We start from the raw sequence: 22514 nt of genomic DNA, 5'->3' as shown, positions 1-22514 counted from the left end.
GAATTATTTACCATCCGGGATTTTGCACCAGGTTAGGATTAATGGTGAGATCATATTCTTTTAATGGCCAGAGATAATCCCTTGGGGCCACAAAAGTTTGGTTGAACAATGTTCTGGGACGATAATATTCTGTGGTCAGTCGCTGAAATACATCCCATCCCTGCACCGGTCTGTTTTGCAACACTACGGCTTCTTTCCAGCGGCGCAGATCCCAGAGTCTGGAACCTTCAAAAGCCAATTCGATCTGTCTTTCCTGCCGGATAATTTCCCGCAGACCCTCTTTGTTGCTAAACTTCTGCGGGCGATTGGAGTAAGCGCTCCAGGAAGCTTTCACTCCTTTCAGACCTGCTCTTTTACGGACACGGTCCAGCCATTCAATAGCATCATTGCCCCTTCCTATTTCATTCAATGACTCAGCATACAACAGATAAAGATCTGCCAGGCGCATTTCCGGCCAGGGATATCTTTCTGTACTCCAGCCGTCCGATGTTTGTTCAAACTTCCAGTTAACAAGTTTTTTAGCCCAGTATCCCGTTGCAGAGTAAAATTCATCTCTTTGCTTCCCTTGTGGCTGACCCATTTTGGCTTGTATATAGAATCCATTTTCATCCGATTTACCCGGGGAGCTATTCAGATACCATACCGCACCATCAAAAGCCATACTGGCATAGAACCTGTTTTCACGGTTAAAGTGCAGTCTCGCGGTAGTATAACCTTCTTTTACATTTAAGCGTTCTTCGTGCGTAGCTGTGCGCAGATCAAACCTGCGGGCATAATCCCAGGATTTATCTTCATTAATAGGCACCCCATTTTCACTATAGAATGTTTCCGCCATCCTGAGTGTGGGAGCCAGATAGGAACCCCAATAAGTTGCTTTTGAATTATTTGGGTCGATCCGGTCGGCCATCATGTACTGTTGCAGGGTCAGGTTATCGCCAGCCTCATCCCCCGGAATTCCCCATATCAACTCCGAATTCCACTTTTCCGTGACGCTGCCCCGAATGCTCAATTGAATGGCAGTAGCAGGAGAAATCGCGGCAAATGCGTCTACAAATTCATGTAGTTTAATACCTGCTCTTTCAGTCACTTCCAATGCATCATTACAGGCGGCAGCAGCTTTTTCCCATTTTTGTTGTTCAAAAGAAGGATTAAACAATAACTGTCCATCTTTATCCTTAAAACCAGCATAATCAGAATTCCCATTGAACAAAGGGCTGGCGGCCATTACGAGCAGCCTGGCCTTCAGCATCAATGCCGCTGGCTTCGTTACTCTTCCCAGTTCTGTATTTCTTTTGGGCACATCATCCGGCAATAATGCAGCAGCCTCATCCAGCTGGCCGGAGATATAATCTACCACCTTATCAAACGGATCGCGCTTTACTTTTACCTCTTCCGGACTAGCGGAAATAGGGAGATTTTTATCTGTAATCGGAATAGGTCCATACATCCGTAACAGGTAAAAATGGTAGTATGCTTTGAGAAACAGGGCTTCACCTATCCACCTTTTTTGCATATCAGGACTCAAGTCGGTAATACGTTTGTATCCCTCTCCTGTCTTCATATTTTCCAGGAAAATATTACAATCCCGGATAGCCCGGAAGAATGGTCTTCCATGGTTGTCTCCGTCCCAGAAATTCACATAGGGGTTTACAATATTCTGTTCTCCCAATGCGATTTTCCAGGGCGACTGATAGGAATAATTATTAAAATAATAGGTCCACATATCATCAGATCCAATAAAAAGAATATTGGATACAGGCCCCATAGTAGGCAGGTAGGAGTAGCAGGTATATAAAAATTTTTCTGCTTCCACTCTGTTGGAGAATGCATTATCAATAGTAGGTATATTATCCGGTACAATATCCAGGAAACTCTTTTTACACGAGGCAGCACCTGTAAGTAAAAAAGCCGTCGCGATCAGGGCTCCCATTCCTCTTCTGCATTTCCCCAGCCACCGCATATTGTTTAAAAAGGTATATTTCATTTCAACATCGATTAATCGTTAATACAAATTAAAACCCAAGGCTGATCCCTGCATTGATGACACGCTGAACAGGGTAATTCAATCCGTTACCTCCCATTTCCACATCCCACATTTTGAACTTGCTGATAGCAAAAAGATTCATACCGCTCAGATAAATACGGCAGGTAGTTAAACGTAATTTTTCCATTTGTCTGACAGGCATATTGTATCCCAGTTCTAATGTTTTCAGGCGGAGAAAAGCACCATCACGCATCCACCAGGTAGAAGTTTTCAGGTTATTTTCAACAGGCTGTGCAGACAAGCGGGGCCAAAAAGCATAGAGGTCACGGTTATTTTCTGACCAGTGATCGTTAGCAACCACATTCAGTAATCCATTTTCATTGATAAATGGTGTGATTTCGCCCGGGCTGATGAACAGAGAAGAGCGTGCACTACCCTGGAAAAACGCACTGATATCAAATGCATGGAATCCAAAGGAGAAACCAAATCCATATATAATTTCGGGCATGAGAGGATAACCGATTGGTACTTTATCCTGATCGGTGATTTGTCCATCCCCATTCATGTCCCGGTATTTGATATCCCCCGCCATGTATTTGCCGTAATTTTGTTTTGGCGAGTTGGCGACTTCATGTTCATCTATAAAATAACGTTCTGCAATAAGTCCTGTTATCTGTGAAACAGATAGGCCCAAACCAGATAAATAGCGCAGGTGTGCTGGATAATCCGGTTCCTCTTTGGCAATTACCTTACTGGTAGCATAGGTAAAATTACCACGAACGGTCAGCCATACATCTTTATTGAATGACTTTTTGTAATCAAGTGACATATCCATTCCCTTTCCTTCTGCTATCCCTACATTAGCCTGTATAGGAGCAGACAACCCCATTGTAGTAGGAACAAAGTTCCTGGTCATCAGAATATTGGTTCTGCGTTCCTTAAAGATGTCTACTTCAATATTCACATCATTAAACAACCCTATTTCCAATCCTACGTTGGCTTTGTATGCCTTTTCCCAGGTAATGTCTTTATTTTCATACCGGCTTACACTAATCCCCGGTTTACGCTGGTTAAAGTTTTCACCAAAAGTGTAGGCTTTTCCCCAATCTGACATATTAACGTTTGACAGATAGAAAAAGCGATCCCAATCATTACCAATCTGATCATTACCCACCAAGCCATAGGTACCTCTCATTTTCAAATTGGATATGGTATTCTTTACTGGTTCCCAGAACTGCTCCTTACTAATATTCCATGCGGCTCCGATGGAAGGGAAAAAACCATACCGGTGGGTGGTATGAAAGCGTTCGGATCCGTTATAGCCAAAATTAAATTCTGCCATATAACGGCTTTGAAAGTTGTACGTCAACCGGCCTGAAACCCCTTGGTTACGATGTGGCAGAGAGCTTTGCAAATCGCGTACATTGGGATTGATACTGTTGCTCATAATAGTAATCAGCATTCCGGTAATTTCATGCTTTTCCTTAATGACCTTGTTATAATTTACAGCAGCTTCCAAATAGGTATATGTATTCAGCGACTTATCACCCGGGTAAAAACCCAGATATTCTGTAGCACTTCCTTCATTCAACAAAGAAAGCCCTCTGGCACCTTCCTCCGGATCTACACTTACTGCATAGAAAAACGGATTGTATTTACGGCTCATATCGAAAGAAGAATAGCGCTTAGTATAAGTCATTAACCTCGCGCTCAAGCCTGGTGTAAAAAACTTCAGGTCCTGCTTTAACTCAATTTGGGCAATCAGTGTAGAATTACTTTCCTGCTGAAAACCCGACACTACATTTGCAAAAGGGTTGGAATACAGCCCTGTATTTTTACGGGCATTACCAAACAATGGATGTTTTACATCCGGTAACATATTTTGAGGGAAAAGAATCGGGAATGCAACAGGGTTGGACCACATCACCTGTTTGAATACGTTTCCACCACCACCGATAGGGCCATTATAATCGCTGAAGCGTCCGGAAGTTCTTATCACTGCATCTGTAGTGGGGGTGAGTTTAATATTTACGTTAGAGCGAATCTCGTAATTATTGGACCTCACATTACTATTAAAATTGCTCCCTGAAATGGTTTTCAAGATACCATTATCAATATTGTAGGTACCAGCAATGTAGTATTGCGCGCGGTCATTTCCCCCATTCAGGTTCAGGTTAAAGCGCTGGTTGGAAGTATTTTCCTTGAACATCAATTTCATCCAGTTATTATCAGGATATAATAACGGATCAGCCCCCGCAGCAGTGCGGTCAATTTTACTTTGAGGATAGGGCACCGGAACTAATGGATCCCGTGTAATGGATGCCTCATTGGCCAGATTCATATAAGTAATATTATCTGCCAGTTTAAAGTTCCTGGTATTGGAAGACATCGAATTTTCCACGCGGAATGTGAATTTCGTTTTCCCTTTGGTACCTGATTTAGTAGACACCAGCACTACCCCGTTTGCGCCTCTGGCCCCATATAAAGAGGATGCAGTGGCATCTTTCAGGATAGAAAACCCGGCCACATCATCGGGCTGAATCCGGGCAAGATCTGCTGTGGAACTTTCCATCCCATCGATCAGGATGAGTGGGTTCACTTTACCGGTACCAAAAGAGGTAACCCCCCGGATAAAGAACTCCGCGTTGTCTTTTCCGGGTTCACCACTGCGCTGGTATGCAATTACACCCGATATTCTTCCGGCCAGCATGGTGGTCATATTACTGGTGGGGCCTTTCAGTTCTTTAGGATTGATGGTAGTAACAGATCCTACCATGCTGGTTTTCTTTTGGGTGCCGAAGGCCACTACCGCCACTTCTCCCAGTTGGCTATCTGAAGAAGACAACACCACATTCTTTACATTTTTACCATCCAACGGCACTTCTTTTTTCTCATAGCCAATAAAGCTAAATACGAGTATTCCTCCTTTAGAAGGTACTTTAAACGTATACCGTCCGTTAGCATCTGTTTGCACCCCTTTTTTGGGATCAGATTTTAATATAACAGATACGCCGGGTAATGCCGTTCCCAGCGAATCTGACACTTTTCCCGTAATAGTAATACTGGTATCCGCCACTGGTGCGTTGATAACGGGAACGATGGGGGATTCTTTTTCTTTAATAACAATAGTCTTATCAATAATGGTATAGGAAAAAGGGAGATCATCGAGGCAAGCCCCCAAAGCAGCATCCAGGGAGCTATTATTAATATTGATATTGATACCGCCTGTACTTTGCAGCATTTGCCGGTCGCCCACAAAATGAGCGCCTGTTTGCTTCCGGATGGCTCTGAGCACCTCCAGGAGCGTGGCATTTTTCTTGTTCAGCGTTACTTTCTGGGCATGAACGCCCGCAGTAACGTGGAGCATGGCTGTAAGTAACAGGACTAGCGTCAATTTCATAAACAGCGGAATTTTAGCGGGCAGGCAGCACACCCATAGGCCAACTTTGGCCTTTAGTTTTAAATTCATAATTTTGATCAGCTTGGTTTAATTGTTAAGGTTTCATTCACTCCAATGATTGAATAGATTAATCCAGGCATAGAACCACCGGGCGCGTTGCAACCGCGCCTGGTTTTTTTCATTGTCCCAGGATTTTTACAGGCTTATTCCCGCCACTTTTTGTGTATTACATTTTGGTTGACATGTTGACTAATGATCTGTTTTATGGCATTACGACAATCTTTCTGTTTTCTATTTTAAAATGGATTTTACCGGTTAGTTCCAACATCTTTAATACTTCTTCTACCCTTTCTGTCCGTGAAATATCACCTATAAATGCCTTGTTGCTGATATTCCCTGCATATTCTACTGTTACATCATACCACCGGGCTATCTGGCGCATGATACCTTGTATATTATCATTGAATACAAAACGGCCATCTTTCCAGGCTACGTCCTGCTCTACATCTACTGTTCTTATATCAAAAACATGTTCCCCTTTGGTTAAAAGTGCCTGTTGTCCGGGGAGCAGCTGTTTTACTACAGCCCCTTTGGACACCATAACGGCCCCTTCTATCAGTGTTGTACGTGTATTAAATTCGTCCGGATAGGCCATTACATTAAACTGGGTACCTAAAACGGTGATATCCATATCATTTACAGCTATAGTGAATGGCTGTTGGGTATTTTGAGCTACTTCAAAATATACCTCTCCCGTCATTTCCACATTTCGCTCCTTGCCGGTAAAAGCAGTAGGAAAGCGTAAAGAAGATGCTGCATTCAGTATGGCTTTTGTACCATCCGGCAATACCAGTTCATACTGGCCTCCACGGGGGGTATGTAAGGTATTCCAGGAGGGCGTGGCTCCTTTCGTACTGGCTCCCGCATTGTAGCTCAGCTGGCCCGTATTTAATTTTATAATACTGGTATTTCCCTGTTGTGCCAGGGGCCCATTGGCCACACTATCCAGTTCGATGGTAGAACCATCTGCCAACTGTAATACTGCACGTGCCCCACCCGGTTGGATCGCTTTCACCACCTGCTGATTAGCAGGCTGGGGGGGTTGTTGCTGCTGATACCAATAAGTACCTCCGGCAAATAATAACAAGACAGCAGCAGCGGCATAAGCCAGTCTTCTTTTCCAGGAGTACACCGGTACTACTTTAGGGGCAGGCATTTTCTCCTTTTCTTCCAAGCTGTTCACGATACGCTGAAACAGCTGTTTATCAGCCGGCAAATGCACCGGATGTTTTTCCAGCAAAGCCGTATACTCATCCAGCAGGGGCTGTATATCCTCCATGGGCTGCTCCAATAACCATTCCTGGAAAGCCTGATGACTGGCCTCCGAATAGTTATTCTCCGCGTATTTTTCTACAAACTCCCTGGCTTCGTTTTTATTCATAAAGAAGAAGATAATTTAATTCCCCCGTCTATATAAGACACGGCAGTTTAAGTATTAGACAGGTGGGTGTTAAAATATTTTTAAAATTAAGGTTGATATCGGCCGGAAACGGCTTACTGGTCGAATAATGTGAGGAAAATAAATAATGTAACAGTGATCTCTCCGTGTTTCTGCAGGTAACTACGTATGAAGTCGGAAGCGGCGTATAGGTGCTGTTTCACCGCCGAGGAAGAAATGCCCAGCTGACTGGCTATCTGATGCATATCCAGGCCCTGTTCCAGGTTGAGTTTAAACACTTCTTTTCTGCGGGTAGGCAATTTATCAATCGCATCTTTGGCAATGGCATAATACTGCTTAAACAATAACTGTTCATTCAGGTCATCCATATCTCTGCCTTCTCCGGTGGCCAGCTGATGGTGCACCCTCATTTTCACTTTTGTATTCCGTAAATAGTTGAGCACCTGATTGCGGGACGCCCTGAACAGGTAACTGCGAAGAGATATGATGTCTGGAAGCGTATCATTCTTTAACCAGATATTCGTGAAAACATTTTGCAGGATATCCTCTGTATCTTCCTTTGAACGGACGAACAGATAAATATACCGGTACAGCTCTCCGGCATACTGTTCATATATTTGCTGAAAGGCAAGTTTTTCCCCTTCACCCGCACGCTGCAAAACCTCTATCTCTGAAGATAAATAACTCATATCCGGTACAACGCTTTTAGGGAGAACGCTGGTGTATTCTCCTGCCTTTAATCATTGGTTTTAATAATATCAAGGGCTAAATTTAACTAAAAGCGGCAAAAAACCAAATTCAATGAAAGGAGCGATCAATTAATTGTATAAAAGACATATTGCTGTATGCAAGACATATTAAGATAATCTGGCTTTTATTTCCAGCATTTTTTGTTTCAGTGTATCAGAAGCATGTGGATTGTTCAACACCGCATCAGCCAGTTGCATTTGTTCATCATTGCTCATCTTCGTTATCCTGGTTTCCTCATTATTAAGGATTTTTTGTAATACCGGATCAGTGAGGATCAGCTGCATCAATTCTGTTTCGAGCATTTCATCTTCCATTTCTTCTTCCGGTTTTCTCAGGCCAAGGATCAATTTAAGAAATGGAAAGAAAATTTTATCACGGGGTTGTTTTTCCAGCGTATCTGGTCCAGCCACCGGGATATCCAGCATTTTTCTTGCCTGCAGGATGCCATTACCAAAAAACTTTTCACAATCACTTGCCTCGTAAGGTGGCGCTATTTCCTTTTTGGCGGTATCAAACAAAGCCTTGCGGATAGCCTCTACTCTCATCCATGGTTCCGGTAATGCCTCCAGTGCATCATAATTTTTAATATAATAAAGCGCAGCTGCTGCTGCTATCTGGGGAGTAGCAGAAGAGGTACCATCACCACGGATCCCCACTACCCCGGGGTATTTGTAGGTGGCCCAGATAACATTAGGCGTGAACGCAGCGACAGCAGTGCCCATCAGTGAAGTAGGACCATAGTTCCCTTCCATGATACGCAAACCTCCTTCCCCATGCGGCTTGGCATAAGGTGTTTTGTCGTACGTAACCCCGCAGGCGGCTACTACCCGGTTAAACCGTGCAGGATATACCATGGTACGGGCTGGCAGTTTGCCAAAGTTATTCCCTGCTGCCGTGACCATAAAGATGCCCTTTTCATAAACCTCATTCACCATTTGCGCCCAGGCTTTGGAGGGCAATCCTCCCATACTCATCGTGATCACATGTATGCGGGTTTCTTCCTTCGCATTTAGCTCATTGATAATATAATCCAGCGCCTTTACAAACCCGGAGGATTTAAACAGTACCACACTTTTAGCAATGCGGATAGGTACTATTTCAATCATGTCATGCAGCCCCAGGTAATCATCAAAACCATATTGCGGGATAGCAACTTTGGTACCGGCCAGGATACTGAGTGTACCAGTACCATGACCAGGCATCTTCAAAGTACCATCTACCAGCGCATCTTCCGCATTGTTGATATGTTCCTCTTCTCCTTCTGCAAAGTTGCGTTGCAGTTCTGTGTTGATAATATCTTTAGGGAAAGAAATATGTTTGGAAAAGTAACCTGTATCCAGGTGAGCTATCCTTACCTTTTTCTTAGCGCCGGATGCCCGCAGCAATTCCCGCGCAGCGCGAAGGCCGGAGTAGTCATCTTCCAGGTGCCAGAGCTCCGGTTTTTCCGGATGAGGCCAGTAATCAATATAGGAATAATACGCACTCTCTGCCTCTCCCAGTGTTTGTTGTTCTGCTGCCATCGACTGCTCCATATATGTATCCTGGGAAAGTACATCCGGTTCTGCAAAGTCTACTTCCGCATCATTTTTTACCAGTGCATGCGCCTGGTCCCATAAGTGGCGTTGTGTATCTGCCGTATCAACAATCTGCAACGGAACAGGATTATCATCACTTAAATTCTGTGCATGATCCATCCCTCTTCTTTTTTGGAGTACCTGTTTGTTTTTTAATTGTACGATCAATTTTGGGGTAGTGGCTGTCATAACTTTTTAGATAAGAAGATGATTGAATAATTATTGTACCAGCTTTGCATTGGGATAAGCATACACCGTATAAGCCAGCCAGGTAGGATCACCAGCATCTTTAATCTCCCGTCTTGCCTCCTGTGCTGCCCTGGCTACTGTTGCTCCTGCCAGCATTCCTTCATAGAATTTTATGGCAAACTGATACGCTGCCTTATCATAGATAGACCAGTAAGCTCCGATAAATCCGGATGCGCCCACCTCCAGAAATTTTTGTGCCCAGCCCCCAATACCGGTAAGCCCCATAGCACTCTGCCCTATCTGACAGGCATTGTAAAATATAAAGGGCTGAGACTGTCCCAGTATTTTTACCAGGTTAATATTTTCCGGGGTAAAGCGTTGCCCCTCTTCCAGGATCATACATGTTTTTTCCGGGTTTCCTCCTTCCATTACCGCACCATGACCGGTAAAATGCCAAAGGGTGTTGGTACCTTTCTTAAAATTGTTGACCAGCTCCAAAAAGGAGGCCCGCACATTCATCACCATGCAGCCCTGCCTCTTGAGCATCGTGGTGAGATCATCTCTTTCATCATTGGCATAAGGTAATTTGGAATCCGCCGGCACCACCAGCGCCGCCTTGCTGAAGCTGATGCTTTCTTTAGGAGAATTAGTGCCTGTAAGCCACCTGGAAGTTTCAAATATTTCACAAAAGAATCCCCCCTCCTCATTCGCTTCTCCTTCTGCAGAAAAATAACAAACCTCCCAGGGAATCCAGGGCTCTTCCGAATTAATAATCACCGTTTTAATCCGGTCTTTCAGTCCCCACAGATGCTTACGTAATGCTTCCGGGATCAGGGCAGCATATAGCTCCATGCCTTTGGACTTCAGCTGTAGTTGTGCTATTTCCTTTTGTTCTTTAGTGGCCAGGTCCAGCGCTTCAATATCTTTAAAGAAGTCCTGGAAGTACTTAACGGGGTCCTTTTCCAGTATTACCGGACCAAACTTGTTAAAGTACAGTCCGGGTGATTTAATTCTGAAATACAGTTGTTTTTGCCCATTCACAGCTGTTTCTTCTGTAATCAGCAAGGTAATGTCCGGTTCCGTTTGTGGTTTTGCTAATGCAATACCTTTGCTGGCAGAAGTAGTTACCTCATCATTATCCACTGGTAGTTTTTCCGCAGATACCTGTACCAGCAAGTCCATCCTGGCAATTTCCATCCCATCCAGAAAAGCAAACACTGCAATATGTGCTTCTCCCGCAGTAGTAGCTGTCAGTTTAAAATAACATTTTTTGCTTTCCTCCTCCCCGGTTACCTTAATGACTGCATGGTCTCTTCCATTAATCAGGAATCCACTTTTGGGGGAGACTACAATTTCCACTTCTGCCCCTGTTACCAACAACAGTGCAGGCGCTGCTGCAGTAGTACTTTTTCTGTCTATACTGACAAACAGGGATATTTCTTCTTCCAGGGCAGCTTTATCCTTACAGGAAGCATTCAGATAATAAGTAGATGGTCCTGGTGTATCACCCGGAGGCTCACCAGGAGGCGTTCCACTGCCACCACCTGCAGGCGCACCACTGCCGGTTTCAACCCCCCTGGAAGGCATTCCCTTTTCTGAACCAACGTGGATTGGTGGAGCCGGTGCAGTAACCCTGGGAGGTATATCCGGAATATTTGCCGCACCGCGTGACCCACCGGACATCTCCCGCATCATCTTTTCTACTATAGACTCTTCCAGTGTACCACCCCTATGAATGCTGCCAGGCAATACCGGATTAACAATACAAATCACCTTTCCCTCTTCTACTACTAAAGCCTCTTTTTTAAATCCTTTAATAACACCTTTTATACCGATAACAGGTGCTTGTTCCAGATCCATTGCCTGCAGAAAAGGTCTTAAATCATCTGTACCCAACATACCTTTTAGTGCAGGTAAAGCCTCCTGGCTCTGCTGCAGATAATATTTCTTTTTCTTGGGATCTTCTATCACCAGGTAGTCTGGACGATCGGACTTTATAAACTCAATGACCGTCTTCACAGCTGTATTGATATCAATACTTGCAAAGTTTTGATTGACGAACTCATTTTTAGGTATCATAATATCGATGATATTTAGGAATAAGGGGAAAGCGCACGAGTAACATCGTTTCTTTTTGGAGTGTTTGGGATTACCAGTATTTACCTATCTGTTATGTTTATTGCCTGATGGCCATGTCCGGACGAAATGCTCTTGTATACCAAGTTAAGCATAAGCCATGAGAACTTCAAATTTTGCCTGTATGGTCTTACCGGGGACTGCATAAAAACGGTATGGGGCAAGCAATATTACTATTGCCAGCCCCATACCGTTCAGGGAGTAAAATGGATCAATTAAAAGCTATCATCATCTGCACTGGGGCCATAGCTACCTGGGATAGGCACATCCAATAAACGCAGGAATACCCCCAGTTGCGCACGATGATGCACGATCTGGCAATAAGCCATCCTGATCACTTCGCCTTTTGAAGAAGTGCTGTATATCTGATCTCCGTTACGCAGTACCCAGGTACCTTCCAGCTGTTCATCGGTGGCCTTTTCCAGTTCTGCCCTACCTGCTGCCAGGGATTGCTCAAAAAATGCCAGCAGGTCTTTTGTGTTGGTAACAGGCCTGGAGTCATAAGGATTCTCAGCAAAATCCAGTCCCTCTGTGGTTAATGCCATTTGTACCCAGGAAGGCAACTCCGCAATATGTGTAGCTAACTGCTTAATGCTCATACTTTTAGGATGAGGCTGCCAATCGTACTTATCATCAGGCACACGTTCCAGCATTTTACGGGTAGTTTGCGCTTCTTGTGCCATTTCTTTCAGGAGGATGTTTGTCAATGTCATAGTAGTATGTTTTTAGTTTGTATTGTAAAGTACACACCATGAAGTGACAACCTTATGTCAGGAGGATTTAAGCATATGAAAAAAAGTTTTCTGTGAAACATTTGTTAAAGCACCCGATTTCTTTATGGAAATCTGCTATCCCTTCATCTAACCTCAAAACCATTCATTCACCCAAAAGAATTTCCTCATGCCGCAGCTCATTCCTTTCCTTGGCAGTATAGCTATTTGTGCTTTTTTTGCATCGTGCGTATCATCAGGTGCCCGCTCTCCCGGTAACAATTCCGGTAATGGCATTCCTCTACAGCCTGTTAGTACAACTGACCCACAAAACAACTTTCCACCTGGTGAATTTGATGCCAGCAAACTGGTCAACTGGTATGCCAAACCTGGTAATGCCTGGGTATTGCAAAACAACCCGGGAGAGATATATCTGTACATCAATATACAGAGTGGGCAACCTGCTACAGAACAGCCACGTGTACCGCTTAACATTTCCCTGGTACTCGACAGGAGCGGCTCTATGGAGGGAGAAAAAATTGACTATGCCAGGCGCGCTGCCAAATTCCTGGTAGATCAATTGAGTCAGGACGATTATCTTTCCCTTGTTAATTATGACGACCGGGTGGAAGTTACCAGTCCTTCCCAACCTGTTAAAAACAAGGAAGCCCTGAAACATGCCATAGACAAAATCACTGACCGGGGCAGTACTAACCTCAGCGGAGGTATGCTGGAAGGATATTCGCAAGCAAAGCAAACACGTAAAGACGGTTATGTCAACAGGGTATTGTTACTTACCGACGGACTAGCCAATGATGGTATTACAGATCCCCTGGAGCTGAAACGCCTGGTGGAGAAAAAATATAACGCGGAAGGGATAGCGTTATCCACTTTCGGGCTGGGGGCTGACTACAACGAGGATCTGCTAACAATGCTGGCGGAATCCGGCCGTGCTAATTATTACTTTATAGACAGTGCAGATAAAATACCTGCTTTATTTGCCCGGGAACTAAAAGGACTGTTGAGTGTGGTAGCTCAGAATGCCCTGGCACAGATAAGCATTCCGGAAGGCATGCAATGTGAAAAAGTATATGGCTATCCATTTGAAGTAAAAAACGGACAGGTACAGGTACGGTTTAACGATATCTACGCGAATGATGAAAAAGCTATCCTGATCAGATTAACATCAAAAACACCTGTGCAGAAAGACCTCCGGTTTAAGTGTACCCTTAGCTATATTGATGCCCAGAAATTTGATCCGGTAAATCTGGAAAAACAGGTCACTATAAAAGTAACTGATAATAAAACATTGATCGAAAAAGGACAAGACAGCACTGTGCAGGAAATGCTGGCACTTTTTGAATCAACGGAACAATTTGATGAGATGATGGCGCGGGTGGATAAAGGAGATTATGATGCAGCCCGTAGCAGTGGCAAGGCAGCCATTGCTGTGCTTAAACAAAAGGAACAATTATATAAATCTCCCAAACTAAAAGAACAGTTTAACAAAATGTCGTCTTATCTGAACAATATAGATAGTGTAAAAACTATGGAAGCAGCTGAAAGAAAGCTCTTCCAGAAATCCAGCAAATCAGTTAACTACGAAGTTAAAAAGCAAAAAAAAATTTAGACAGATCATATCCTAAAGCCTTAATTTAGGTACTCAATTTCAGCAGTATGACACGCAAAGCAGCTACAGCCACAATCAGCAGGTGCCACTGGTGTGGCACAGACCCACTATATATAAAATATCATGACGAAGAATGGGGACAGGAAGTACATGATGACCGTATCCTGTTTGAATTCCTGTTACTGGAATCTGCACAGGCCGGGTTAAGCTGGATTACCATATTACGCAAGAGAGCCAACTATAAAAAAGCCTTCGCCGGATTTGACCCCGCGAAAGTGGCCCGATTTACCGAGAAAGATGTAGCCCGCCTGATGCAAGATGAAGGGATTATACGGAACCGGTTAAAAATCCTGGCTGCTATCAGCAATGCCCAACATTTCCTCGAAGTGCAAAAGGAATTCGGCTCTTTTGACACATACCTCTATTCCTTTATGCCAGCAGGTAAACCGATAAGGAACGCTCCCAAAACACCTAAAGAGATACCTGCATCCTCCGGTATCTCGGACGCTATCTCCAAAGACATGAAAAAGCGTGGTTTCAAATTTTTTGGCACCACGATATGTTATGCTCACATGCAGGCTACCGGCATGATTAATGATCATCTCACCACCTGTCACCGGCATTAAAGATCGTGAAAGACAAAAAAGCACTTTAAATAGCTGCCGCTGATAGAATTTTGAGATATCTTTATGGCAAAACAACTTATATGCAACGTTTAGCAACTTTAGCTTTCTTTGGAGCAACATTTGTGCTGATGTCATTTAGCGCTCCAGTGCTTAAGAAAGATAAACATGAACCAACCACCTTATCCCCCACCCGTGCTACTACTTTTGTTGTAGACAATCAGCAAAGCAAACTTACCTGGACCGCCAAAAAAGTAACAGGCGAACATAGTGGTACCATCAATGTTGCAGAAGGTACTATTCACGTCGAAAATAAAGCAATAAAAGGTGGTAATTTTTCGTTGGATACCCGTAGTATTGCTGTAACGGATATTAAAGACCCGGGAATGAATGGCAGACTGGTAGGACACCTGAAAAGTGATGACTTCTTTTCTGTTGAAAAGTTTCCGGCGGCCAACTTTATTATTTCCAGTGTTACCTCAAAAAGTAGCGGCGAATATGAAGTAACCGGCAAACTGACCATCAAAGGCATTACCAATCCCATCACTTTTCCGGCTACCGTTGCTATAGATGGAAATAAACTGACTGCAAAAGCAGCTATCAAAATAGATCGCACCAAATATGATATCAAATTCCGCTCAAAAAGCTTTTTTGAAAATCTGGGCGATAAAACCATCTATGACGATTTTGACCTGAACGTATTACTGATAGCAAATGCCAAATAACGTGTTTATTACTTACCCATTATATTCAAAAGCACCGGGGCCGGCCTTTCAGGCTGGCCCTGATGCTTTTAAATAACTGTTAGCTTAATACGGCGAATGCTTAAAGTGAAAATATGCATAGCTTTAGAAAGCTTTTACAATGCATTAACTATCTGCTTTAACTACTTCATTTCCAGCTTATAATCAGCTGGCTTCGCCACAAATGCCGTTTTGCACTCCTGGGAACAGAAGCCAAGCACCTCATTTTTATAATGTGCAGTATCATGCACTCCCATCCTTACCGGCATCCGGCAAACAGGGTCTTTCTTATTAGCTACCAAGGCAGTATCATAAGTGATCTCCGCTTCACTTGTCATCATACCGGCAGTATCCATCGCTGCTTGTTGTTGCTCTCCGTGATTACTGTTGTTGCTTTGGCTGTTACAGGCCAATACGACCATTGCCACCATCATAATTCCCAAAAGTCTGTTCATATCCATTGTTTATTTTAGAATAAATAAGTCAGATGTACCATGCCCCTGTTCCCTGCTTTAACACGCATATCCGCCATTTTTTGTGATACAGGAGGCTGAAAATTACCACCAATAGAAAAACTGTTCCAGGTAATCTCTACTCCTGTAGTAGCTAAGAGGGAATAGCCACCCGAAACATCCACCGGGAATTTTTTGTCTTCCTGATCCTTCGCCGCAGTTTCATACAATACCCCTGCATTTGGCGCTACCGTTACTTTCTCTGCTATCCTGATTTTGTAGTATGCCAGCACATTGGCTGTAAACTTATTCCCATAACGGTAATCGTATTTATTAGCCGTATTCAGCTTATAGCTCACATTGGCATTCACACCAAAATCCATCAACCGGATATCATACATCGCATTCAGGGTAAAATCAGTACTGGCTGTACCCAATTGAAAGCTATTCGGCGTTTCTTCGTTTTCTTTTCTTTCTTCCTGCTCATACTTACCGGAGGGTAGTTTTATCCCTCCTCCTATCCACAATGACTGTACCAATAGTTTACTATTCAGGATAGTCTGTTGTTTATCCAATAGCTGATAATATCCTACCACTGCAATATCGCCAATTCCCTGTTTGCTGTTACGGATTCCCTGGTTGCTCCGTTCATTAAAATTCACCGGCACAAAGCCCAATACGCGAAAGCGTTTGCCAATGTTCCAACCACCCCAGAGCTCTGCAGTCTGATAAGTTTCATCTGTAGTCAGATAAGACGTCGTTCCTCCCGGTCCTAAATGCGTACGCAGTGTTTTATACTGGTAACGCAAACCTACGAACCGTTTTTTGAAATCCGGCAGAATCCCGATATAATAACTCCCAACGCCACAACCACAAATATCACATGCCCGGGATTCATAGATTCCTATCGCCAAAAAAATGATTAACACAAGTGCTTTTTTCATATCCCTCTTTAAGTAAATGATAAAATATTACTGCGCCTGTTCTGAAAATCTGCGGTCAGTAATAAATTCCTTGTCATTCAATGTATTCAGAAAAGCAAGCAGCTGTTTCTTTTCCTCCGCAGTTAAACTGATACCCAATTTTCCATTTTGTTTTAACAACGGGTCCAGCGTGGGCATATCCTGTACTTCTGCAGTATAATGTTCTAGTACGCCATCCAGGGTATAAAATCGCCCATCATGCATATAGGGCGCAGTATAAGCCAGGTTGCGCAAGCTGGGCACTTTAAACTTATACTTATCTCCCGCATTTAAGGTAATAGCATATCGTCCTTCGTCGTTATTAGGACCAGCACCAATCCCATTATTCCTGAAGGAATAATCACTGAATAATGGTTCTTTATGACAAGCATTGCATTTCTCCTGAAACAATTTATACCCTGCCTGTTCTGCTGCTGTGAAAGTTTCTCCTTCCTTACGCATCACCTTATCATATTTAGCATGGTCGCTTACCAGCATCACCATAAATTGCGATAAGGCTTTCATCATCCGGGCGGTAGAGATTTCTTCTGATCCAAAGGCTTTTTTAAAAAGTGCAGGGTACTGTGGATGTTCCCTGAGCTTCTTCAGTACATTATCCAATGTTTCATCCATTTCCACCTCATTTGTAATAGGAGCTATGGGCTGAAGGTCCAGGTCAAATACACCTCCATCCAGCATAAAGGTAGAGTGCCATGCCAGATTCATCATAGGAGGTGCATTTCTGCTACCCAACCTGTCATCAATACCGTGGCTCACGTCATGTCCGTGATGCGTAAAAGCAGCTGTTTGTATGTGGCAATCACCGCAGGAAATAGTATTGTTGCGGGACAGGCGCGGTTCGTAAAATAATTTCCGGCCTAGCTCAAATCCCGCCTGCGTAATCTGGTTCCCTGCAAGATTATATGCTGGCGCCGGGAAGTTGGATGGCTGCTTAAATCCTATAAAAGCAGCCACCACCTCACTTTTACTGCAAGCATATAATCCCGCGGCCAGCAGCAGTAATATGATCCGGTATTTTTTAGTCATAATTTATCATTAAAAGCCAGCCGGCTTAATTTTCTGTATGGTCATGTGAAAACATATTGGCATAGTTGTTAGCCAGAATAGTACTAAGTTCACCGAACATCACGGTAGGGTTTTTGGCAATGCTGAGATTGGTGGTTCCGTTCATCATTTTTAAAATATCTACCATCAGATGTATGTTTGCTTCCCTACCCTGTCTCACTCTTGGCATTCCTCCTGCCTTCAGATCTATCTTAATAGTTTTGATATTATTGATAGTAGGGGCATTATATCCACCAAATCCACCGATGTGATACCGGAATTTATGCTGGCCACTCGGATCTTTAGGTGCCACCGCTGCAATACCTTCCATTTTAAAGAAAATATATCCACTGTTCCAAACCCAATACATACCCGTGCCCAATTCAGTAGAAGGGTCCAATACCCCCTTACGATCACGGATATCCATCGTACTGCGTAAACTGTCTACGCCTAATACAAAACTGATGGAAGCATATTCCCCTTCAGGTACTTTTACTTTCACAAACTGGGAAGCACCATCCGCTTCTGATATCAGGAAATAACTGCTATCCTGGGGTACTACATATTCTTTTCCTGCCACAGAGGTCAGCTTAATATTACTGATATAATATTTTAATAAATCAACGCTAAACTGTTCTCCGCTGGCATTCACATAACTACCGGTATTCAGCTGAAGATTTTTCCCTCCCATGATATTATCAAACTGGATGGATAAAGTAGCTTTAACGCCTGTATTTTCAGAAGGTGTTGTATCATCCTTTTTACACGATGCCATCAACAATATGATTGTGGTAGATAAGAGAAGAAACTGTTTCATAATTTGTATAATTCGAAAATGAATAATTCAGATAGAAATGTTATTGAATAATGCCGGAAAGTAAAGGCAATAAGAAGCTTGCTCTCCCTACACCGGAAAAGTTGTATTTGAAAACTAAATAGCTATTGATTACCGCGATACAGGTATGACCATGCAGCCAGCTTTTATACAAAGCCAGTGCGTCATAAGTTACGCAATGCGACAGGTATGCTGCTATTGTTAAATACTATTACAGTAATAACCATAACAATACCTCCAAAGTAATTTCAGAATAAAAATGTGTCTTTAAGGCGCTTAAACGGCCGGTGGATGGAAGATTACAGCAGGTTGGTCTATCGGGGTTCCAATACAATCAGGATGAGTATATATGGTATTTATAGTTTCAGGTTGAGGAACGGTCCTGTTCTCTGTGATCAGTGGATAAAAAATCTCACTTCTGTTTTCAGCCTTACGTTCAGGATTTTCCTGATTCTTTCTGTCTTCTTCATTTAACTTCTTTTTCAAGCTACACTTACCATTACAGTGCATTTGCGGTTTGTCCCTGTTAATACAAAGATTCTTGGCAATGTAATTCTGGTTAATGTAAAAGTCCAGCATCACAAAATAACGGCCTGACAGCTGGCAAAGCCAGATCAGCATTAGTAGTACCGTTATTGATTGTTTCCGCATTGCTTAAAACGCTGTTAAAGTTCCTGCAAAGCTATCAATAAAACATCAATTCTTCATTATTAATTCCTATTAATTCGCGAGCGGGAGTGATATATAGAAAGTACTGCCGATCCCCTTGTTGCTTTCAAACCATATTTTACCACCCTGTGCTTCTGTATATTCCTTACAGAGGAACAGTCCCAGTCCTACCCCCTTTTCATTATTGGTGCCGAAAGTTGACTGCATTTTTAATGAAAAGATATCTGGTTTATTAGTTTCCTCAATACCATTTCCATTATCTCTAACTACTATCAGACAATCGTTTTCTGAACGCATCGCCTTAATATAAATGTTTCCTCCCGATGGGGTAAATTTGATAGCGTTCCCAATGATATTCCTGACAATAAGCTGGAGCATATTTATATCTGCATTCACTGATATGGAAGGATCAATGTCATCTTCCAGTTCAATAGTCTTTTTCAGCATCAGCATTTTTTTAACTTCTACTACAGGTTGAATGACTCTGGCAACATTGGTGGGCACAATATTCACTTTCACTCCATCCATCTGATTTTTTGACCAGGATAACATATTGTACAACATCTCCTGTGTACCATTTACCATACTCAGCAACTCCAGCTCTATCCGGTCTTTATCTTCCTGATCCAGTGCGGCCTCTCTCATCAGTTCCAGATACCCCTGGATGGAATGCAGCGGGCTTCGTAAGTCATGGGAGATAATAGAAAAGAGCTTGCTTTTTTCGGCATTCATTTTTTCAAGTGCCGCTGTTTTTTCCTGTACTGTTTTCTTTTCTGTATTATACGCTCTTTTGATATACAAGGTACCGATAAAAATAACGGCAACGTTGATCAGGTAGGTAGAAGTCATGTCCACAAAAAGCTCCTGCCTGGAGCCATACATCGTCACCACCAAATCTGCATTATAATATTCGGCAACAATAATTCCGATAACGATCACCAGGTTCAAAATAAGCCACCAGACGTAATAACGTACCGGAGATGCTACCATGATCAGAAAAAAGGTAAGTGTGAAGGAAAGCAGGGAGGCTCCCCTGATTCCTGAACTGAAGAAATAATTGATGGCAAAAAGCAGGCTGGCTGATATCGCGGCAATGCTGATGGCAAGTGTTAGTTTATGTTTAAAGCGCGACCAATAATACATCATGCCAAACACTGTCAGAAACACCATGAATATCAGGGAGGTTTCTTTAAGCCCTACCAGATAATTGAAAGGAACATTATAGCCTAATACTACCAACAGAATTACACATATCGCATTAAAAACACGATGTTCCAATGTAAACTGCTCCGGGTTTCCAATAAGAAAATAAAAGGTCCTTCTCATTGCATCAACAATATTTCCCATGTAAAGGCATCGTAAATGTGCAAAATTACGGCATATAAACATGTTAAAACACATAATATTTCAAACGGTTTATCTCCTGCTGACGTAGTGAAAGTCCTGTTTTTTTATTTTATATTAGAGTAATGCTACTCCTATCGATTTAAATATTCCCGTTATGACAGCCAACACATTCTCTATAAATGGCGCAGGTACAAAAGACAACACATTTGATGTTATTGTTATTGGTTCTGGCATCAGTGGCGGATGGGCTGCCAAAGAACTCTGTGACCATGGCCTGAAAACATTGGTATTGGAAAGAGGCCGGCACGTAGAGCATGTCAAGGATTATCCGACTGCCACTAAAGCGCCCTGGGAATTCAAGCACCGGGGCCAGATGACCAGGGAATTCCTGCAGGAAAATCCATTGATCAGTAAAGCGGCTGGCTTTGGAGAAGATACTGCCCATTTTTTCATTAAAGACAAGGATCATCCTTATATACAGGAAAAACCCTTTGACTGGATACGAGGCTATCAGGTAGGTGGCAAATCACTTACCTGGGGACGTGCCTGCCAACGATGGAGCCCATATGAATTTACCGCTCCCACCCGCTATGGCTACGGAATAGGATGGCCCATCGACTATAATACGGTAGCTCCCTGGTATACACACGTGGAAAAGTTTATTGGTGTATGCGGTACCCGCGATGGTATTGAAGCCATGCCGGATGGAGATTTTTTACCTCCATTTGAGTTTAACTGCGCGGAAACACATATCCAGGAAAAGATCCGGGCACATTATAAAGACCGGCACATGGTACACGCAAGATGGGCGCATCTGACTGTTCCCAAAGACATCCATATACAGCAAGGCCGGGTGAAATGCCAGGCTAGGAACCTTTGTATGCGTGGCTGCCCTTTCGGTGGTTATTTCAGCTCCGTTTCCTCCACCCTGCCTTGGGCGATGAAAACCGGACATCTCACCGTACGCCCTTTTTCTGTGGTACATTCTATCATCTATGACGAGCAAAAAGAAAAAGCAGTGGGTGTAAGAGTGATTGATGCCAATACCAAACAAATCACTGACTTTTTTGCCAGGGTCATTTTCGTAAACGCTTCTGCCCTGAACAGCAACCTGATATTACTGAATTCCACTTCTTCCCGCTTTCCTCAGGGACTTGGTAATGACAATGGCTTGCTGGGAAAATATGTTGCCTTCCACAATTACCGGGCTTCCGTAAGTGCAGACCTGGATGGAATGGAAGATAAATACTATTATGGACGTAACCCTACAGAACCGATTATTGCCAATTACAGAAATCTGCGGCAGCAAGACACTGACTACGTAGGTGGTTTTACTACCTTCATGGGAGCACACCGCTACCGTACAAACGAAACTGCACTTACAGATGAATCCATAGGCGCTGCATATAAAACGGCAATTACAGAACCCGGCGGCTGGCAAACATATATGTACATGCAGGGGGAAACCATCCCTAAAGAAAGTAACCATGTAAGGTTAAGCACGGATAAAAAAGACCAATGGGGTATCCCGCTATTAATCATGTCTGTGGATTATGACGACAATGATGAAAAAATGATCCGGGATTTCCTCACACAAAGTGCTGAAATGCTAGATAAAGCAGGATGCAGAAATATACAGCAGCATGATAACAAACAGGCGCCGGGACTGGATATTCATGAAATGGGGGGATGCAGGATGGGATCTGATCCTAAACAATCTTTACTAAATGAATGGAACCAGCTGCATCATTGTAAAAATGTATTTGTAACTGATGGCGCCTGCATGGCCAGCACCGGTAATCAAAGCCCCTCCATCCTTTACATGGCCCTGACTGCCAGGGCTGCTAACTATACTGTCAGTGAAATGAAAAAAGGTAACCTGTAAAGAGGAATATCGCCTGTTTGCACTGCTTTTTCTGAAAAACATGTATGTCGACGGCTGTATTTCCGGACACCTGAACATCGGAAATCCAGCCATCAGCACCA

Annotated in this window: 17 protein-coding genes; 4 read left to right on the top strand and 13 right to left on the bottom strand. The window is 43.2% G+C overall.

What is annotated here, in order from left to right; translation table 11 throughout:
• Positions 1-7 precede the first annotated feature (7 nt).
• The 7 genes from ABR189_RS03895 to ABR189_RS03865 form a co-directional block, all read right to left on the bottom strand.
• On the bottom strand, positions 8-1984 hold the full coding sequence (locus ABR189_RS03895; RefSeq protein ID WP_354659132.1) for a RagB/SusD family nutrient uptake outer membrane protein: 1977 nt from the start codon (positions 1982-1984) through the stop codon (positions 8-10).
• Between the two features lie 28 nt (positions 1985-2012).
• Entirely contained in the window at positions 2013-5384 is a 3372-nt protein-coding gene (locus ABR189_RS03890; RefSeq protein ID WP_354659131.1) for a SusC/RagA family TonB-linked outer membrane protein, read from the bottom strand.
• Between the two features lie 262 nt (positions 5385-5646).
• Positions 5647-6825, bottom strand: coding sequence for a FecR family protein (locus ABR189_RS03885; RefSeq protein WP_354659130.1), 1179 nt, complete (start codon positions 6823-6825; stop codon positions 5647-5649).
• A 113-nt stretch (positions 6826-6938) separates the two neighbouring features.
• Entirely contained in the window at positions 6939-7532 is a 594-nt protein-coding gene (locus tag ABR189_RS03880; protein WP_354659129.1) for an RNA polymerase sigma factor, read from the bottom strand.
• 168 nt (positions 7533-7700) lie between these two features.
• Positions 7701-9356, bottom strand: a complete 1656-nt coding sequence (locus ABR189_RS03875; protein ID WP_354659128.1) for a S8/S53 family peptidase — start codon at positions 9354-9356, stop codon at positions 7701-7703.
• Positions 9357-9386: 30 nt separating this feature from the next.
• The gene (locus tag ABR189_RS03870) at positions 9387-11435 is read right to left on the bottom strand and encodes a CHAT domain-containing protein (protein WP_354659127.1); all 2049 of its coding nucleotides are present in this window, start codon (positions 11433-11435) and stop codon (positions 9387-9389) included.
• Between the two features lie 272 nt (positions 11436-11707).
• Positions 11708-12205: a DinB family protein gene (locus tag ABR189_RS03865; RefSeq protein WP_354659126.1), complete on the bottom strand. Its 498-nt coding sequence runs from the start codon at positions 12203-12205 to the stop codon at positions 11708-11710.
• Between the two features lie 187 nt (positions 12206-12392).
• On the opposite strand from ABR189_RS03865, the gene ABR189_RS03860 reads away from it, so the two are divergent.
• The 3 genes from ABR189_RS03860 to ABR189_RS03850 all read left to right on the top strand — a co-directional run bounded on the left by ABR189_RS03860 (position 12393) and on the right by ABR189_RS03850 (position 15180).
• A complete protein-coding gene (locus ABR189_RS03860; RefSeq protein ID WP_354659125.1) occupies positions 12393-13832 on the top strand; it encodes a vWA domain-containing protein in 1440 nt (479 codons plus the stop codon).
• Between the two features lie 47 nt (positions 13833-13879).
• Positions 13880-14458, top strand: a complete 579-nt coding sequence (locus ABR189_RS03855; RefSeq protein ID WP_354659124.1) for a DNA-3-methyladenine glycosylase I — start codon at positions 13880-13882, stop codon at positions 14456-14458.
• Positions 14459-14538: 80 nt separating this feature from the next.
• Positions 14539-15180, top strand: coding sequence for a YceI family protein (locus ABR189_RS03850; protein WP_354659123.1), 642 nt, complete (start codon positions 14539-14541; stop codon positions 15178-15180).
• 161 nt (positions 15181-15341) lie between these two features.
• Here the strand turns inward: ABR189_RS03850 and ABR189_RS03845 are convergent, their stop codons facing one another.
• From ABR189_RS03845 to ABR189_RS03820, 6 genes are all read right to left on the bottom strand, one after another.
• Positions 15342-15653, bottom strand: coding sequence for a hypothetical protein (locus tag ABR189_RS03845; RefSeq protein ID WP_354659122.1), 312 nt, complete (start codon positions 15651-15653; stop codon positions 15342-15344).
• 14 nt (positions 15654-15667) lie between these two features.
• Complete coding sequence (locus ABR189_RS03840; RefSeq protein ID WP_354659121.1) at positions 15668-16594, bottom strand: transporter family protein; 927 nt, start codon at positions 16592-16594, stop codon at positions 15668-15670.
• Positions 16595-16621: 27 nt separating this feature from the next.
• Complete coding sequence (locus ABR189_RS03835; RefSeq protein WP_354659120.1) at positions 16622-17659, bottom strand: cytochrome-c peroxidase; 1038 nt, start codon at positions 17657-17659, stop codon at positions 16622-16624.
• A gap of 25 nt (positions 17660-17684) precedes the next feature.
• Positions 17685-18494, bottom strand: a complete 810-nt coding sequence (locus ABR189_RS03830; protein ID WP_354659119.1) for an MbnP family protein — start codon at positions 18492-18494, stop codon at positions 17685-17687.
• A 294-nt stretch (positions 18495-18788) separates the two neighbouring features.
• A complete protein-coding gene (locus tag ABR189_RS03825; RefSeq protein ID WP_354659118.1) occupies positions 18789-19163 on the bottom strand; it encodes a hypothetical protein in 375 nt (124 codons plus the stop codon).
• A gap of 69 nt (positions 19164-19232) precedes the next feature.
• Positions 19233-20507, bottom strand: a complete 1275-nt coding sequence (locus tag ABR189_RS03820; RefSeq protein ID WP_354659117.1) for a sensor histidine kinase — start codon at positions 20505-20507, stop codon at positions 19233-19235.
• Positions 20508-20682: 175 nt separating this feature from the next.
• Between ABR189_RS03820 and ABR189_RS03815 the strand changes: the two genes are divergently transcribed.
• Positions 20683-22413 carry a GMC oxidoreductase gene (locus ABR189_RS03815; RefSeq protein WP_354659116.1) on the top strand — a complete coding sequence of 577 codons (1731 nt, stop codon included), beginning with the start codon at positions 20683-20685 and terminating at the stop codon, positions 22411-22413.
• Positions 22414-22514 lie beyond the last annotated feature (101 nt).

Origin of the sequence: Chitinophaga sp. H8, assembly GCF_040567655.1 — a bacterium.
GTDB lineage: Bacteria > Bacteroidota > Bacteroidia > Chitinophagales > Chitinophagaceae > Chitinophaga > Chitinophaga defluvii.
The sequence above is the reverse complement of the archived record's forward strand: the minus strand, read 5'-3'. Positions and strand labels throughout refer to the sequence as shown.

What these genes read in the sequence shown, in the direction of transcription:
- ABR189_RS03845 (WP_354659122.1), bottom strand. Translation starts at nt 15,653, where the DNA reads ATGAACAGACTTTTGGGAATTATGATGGTGGCAATGGTCGTATTGGCC.
- ABR189_RS03835 (WP_354659120.1), bottom strand. Translation starts at nt 17,659, where the DNA reads ATGACTAAAAAATACCGGATCATATTACTGCTGCTGGCCGCGGGATTA.
- ABR189_RS03890 (WP_354659131.1), bottom strand. Translation starts at nt 5,384, where the DNA reads ATGAAATTGACGCTAGTCCTGTTACTTACAGCCATGCTCCACGTTACT.
- ABR189_RS03885 (WP_354659130.1), bottom strand. Translation starts at nt 6,825, where the DNA reads ATGAATAAAAACGAAGCCAGGGAGTTTGTAGAAAAATACGCGGAGAAT.
- ABR189_RS03895 (WP_354659132.1), bottom strand. Translation starts at nt 1,984, where the DNA reads ATGAAATATACCTTTTTAAACAATATGCGGTGGCTGGGGAAATGCAGA.
- ABR189_RS03850 (WP_354659123.1), top strand. Translation starts at nt 14,539, where the DNA reads ATGCAACGTTTAGCAACTTTAGCTTTCTTTGGAGCAACATTTGTGCTG.
- ABR189_RS03840 (WP_354659121.1), bottom strand. Translation starts at nt 16,594, where the DNA reads ATGAAAAAAGCACTTGTGTTAATCATTTTTTTGGCGATAGGAATCTAT.
- ABR189_RS03865 (WP_354659126.1), bottom strand. Translation starts at nt 12,205, where the DNA reads ATGACATTGACAAACATCCTCCTGAAAGAAATGGCACAAGAAGCGCAA.
- ABR189_RS03870 (WP_354659127.1), bottom strand. Translation starts at nt 11,435, where the DNA reads ATGATACCTAAAAATGAGTTCGTCAATCAAAACTTTGCAAGTATTGAT.
- ABR189_RS03880 (WP_354659129.1), bottom strand. Translation starts at nt 7,532, where the DNA reads ATGAGTTATTTATCTTCAGAGATAGAGGTTTTGCAGCGTGCGGGTGAA.
- ABR189_RS03875 (WP_354659128.1), bottom strand. Translation starts at nt 9,356, where the DNA reads ATGACAGCCACTACCCCAAAATTGATCGTACAATTAAAAAACAAACAG.
- ABR189_RS03820 (WP_354659117.1), bottom strand. Translation starts at nt 20,507, where the DNA reads ATGAGAAGGACCTTTTATTTTCTTATTGGAAACCCGGAGCAGTTTACA.
- ABR189_RS03860 (WP_354659125.1), top strand. Translation starts at nt 12,393, where the DNA reads ATGCCGCAGCTCATTCCTTTCCTTGGCAGTATAGCTATTTGTGCTTTT.
- ABR189_RS03825 (WP_354659118.1), bottom strand. Translation starts at nt 19,163, where the DNA reads ATGCGGAAACAATCAATAACGGTACTACTAATGCTGATCTGGCTTTGC.
- ABR189_RS03815 (WP_354659116.1), top strand. Translation starts at nt 20,683, where the DNA reads ATGACAGCCAACACATTCTCTATAAATGGCGCAGGTACAAAAGACAAC.
- ABR189_RS03855 (WP_354659124.1), top strand. Translation starts at nt 13,880, where the DNA reads ATGACACGCAAAGCAGCTACAGCCACAATCAGCAGGTGCCACTGGTGT.
- ABR189_RS03830 (WP_354659119.1), bottom strand. Translation starts at nt 18,494, where the DNA reads ATGAAACAGTTTCTTCTCTTATCTACCACAATCATATTGTTGATGGCA.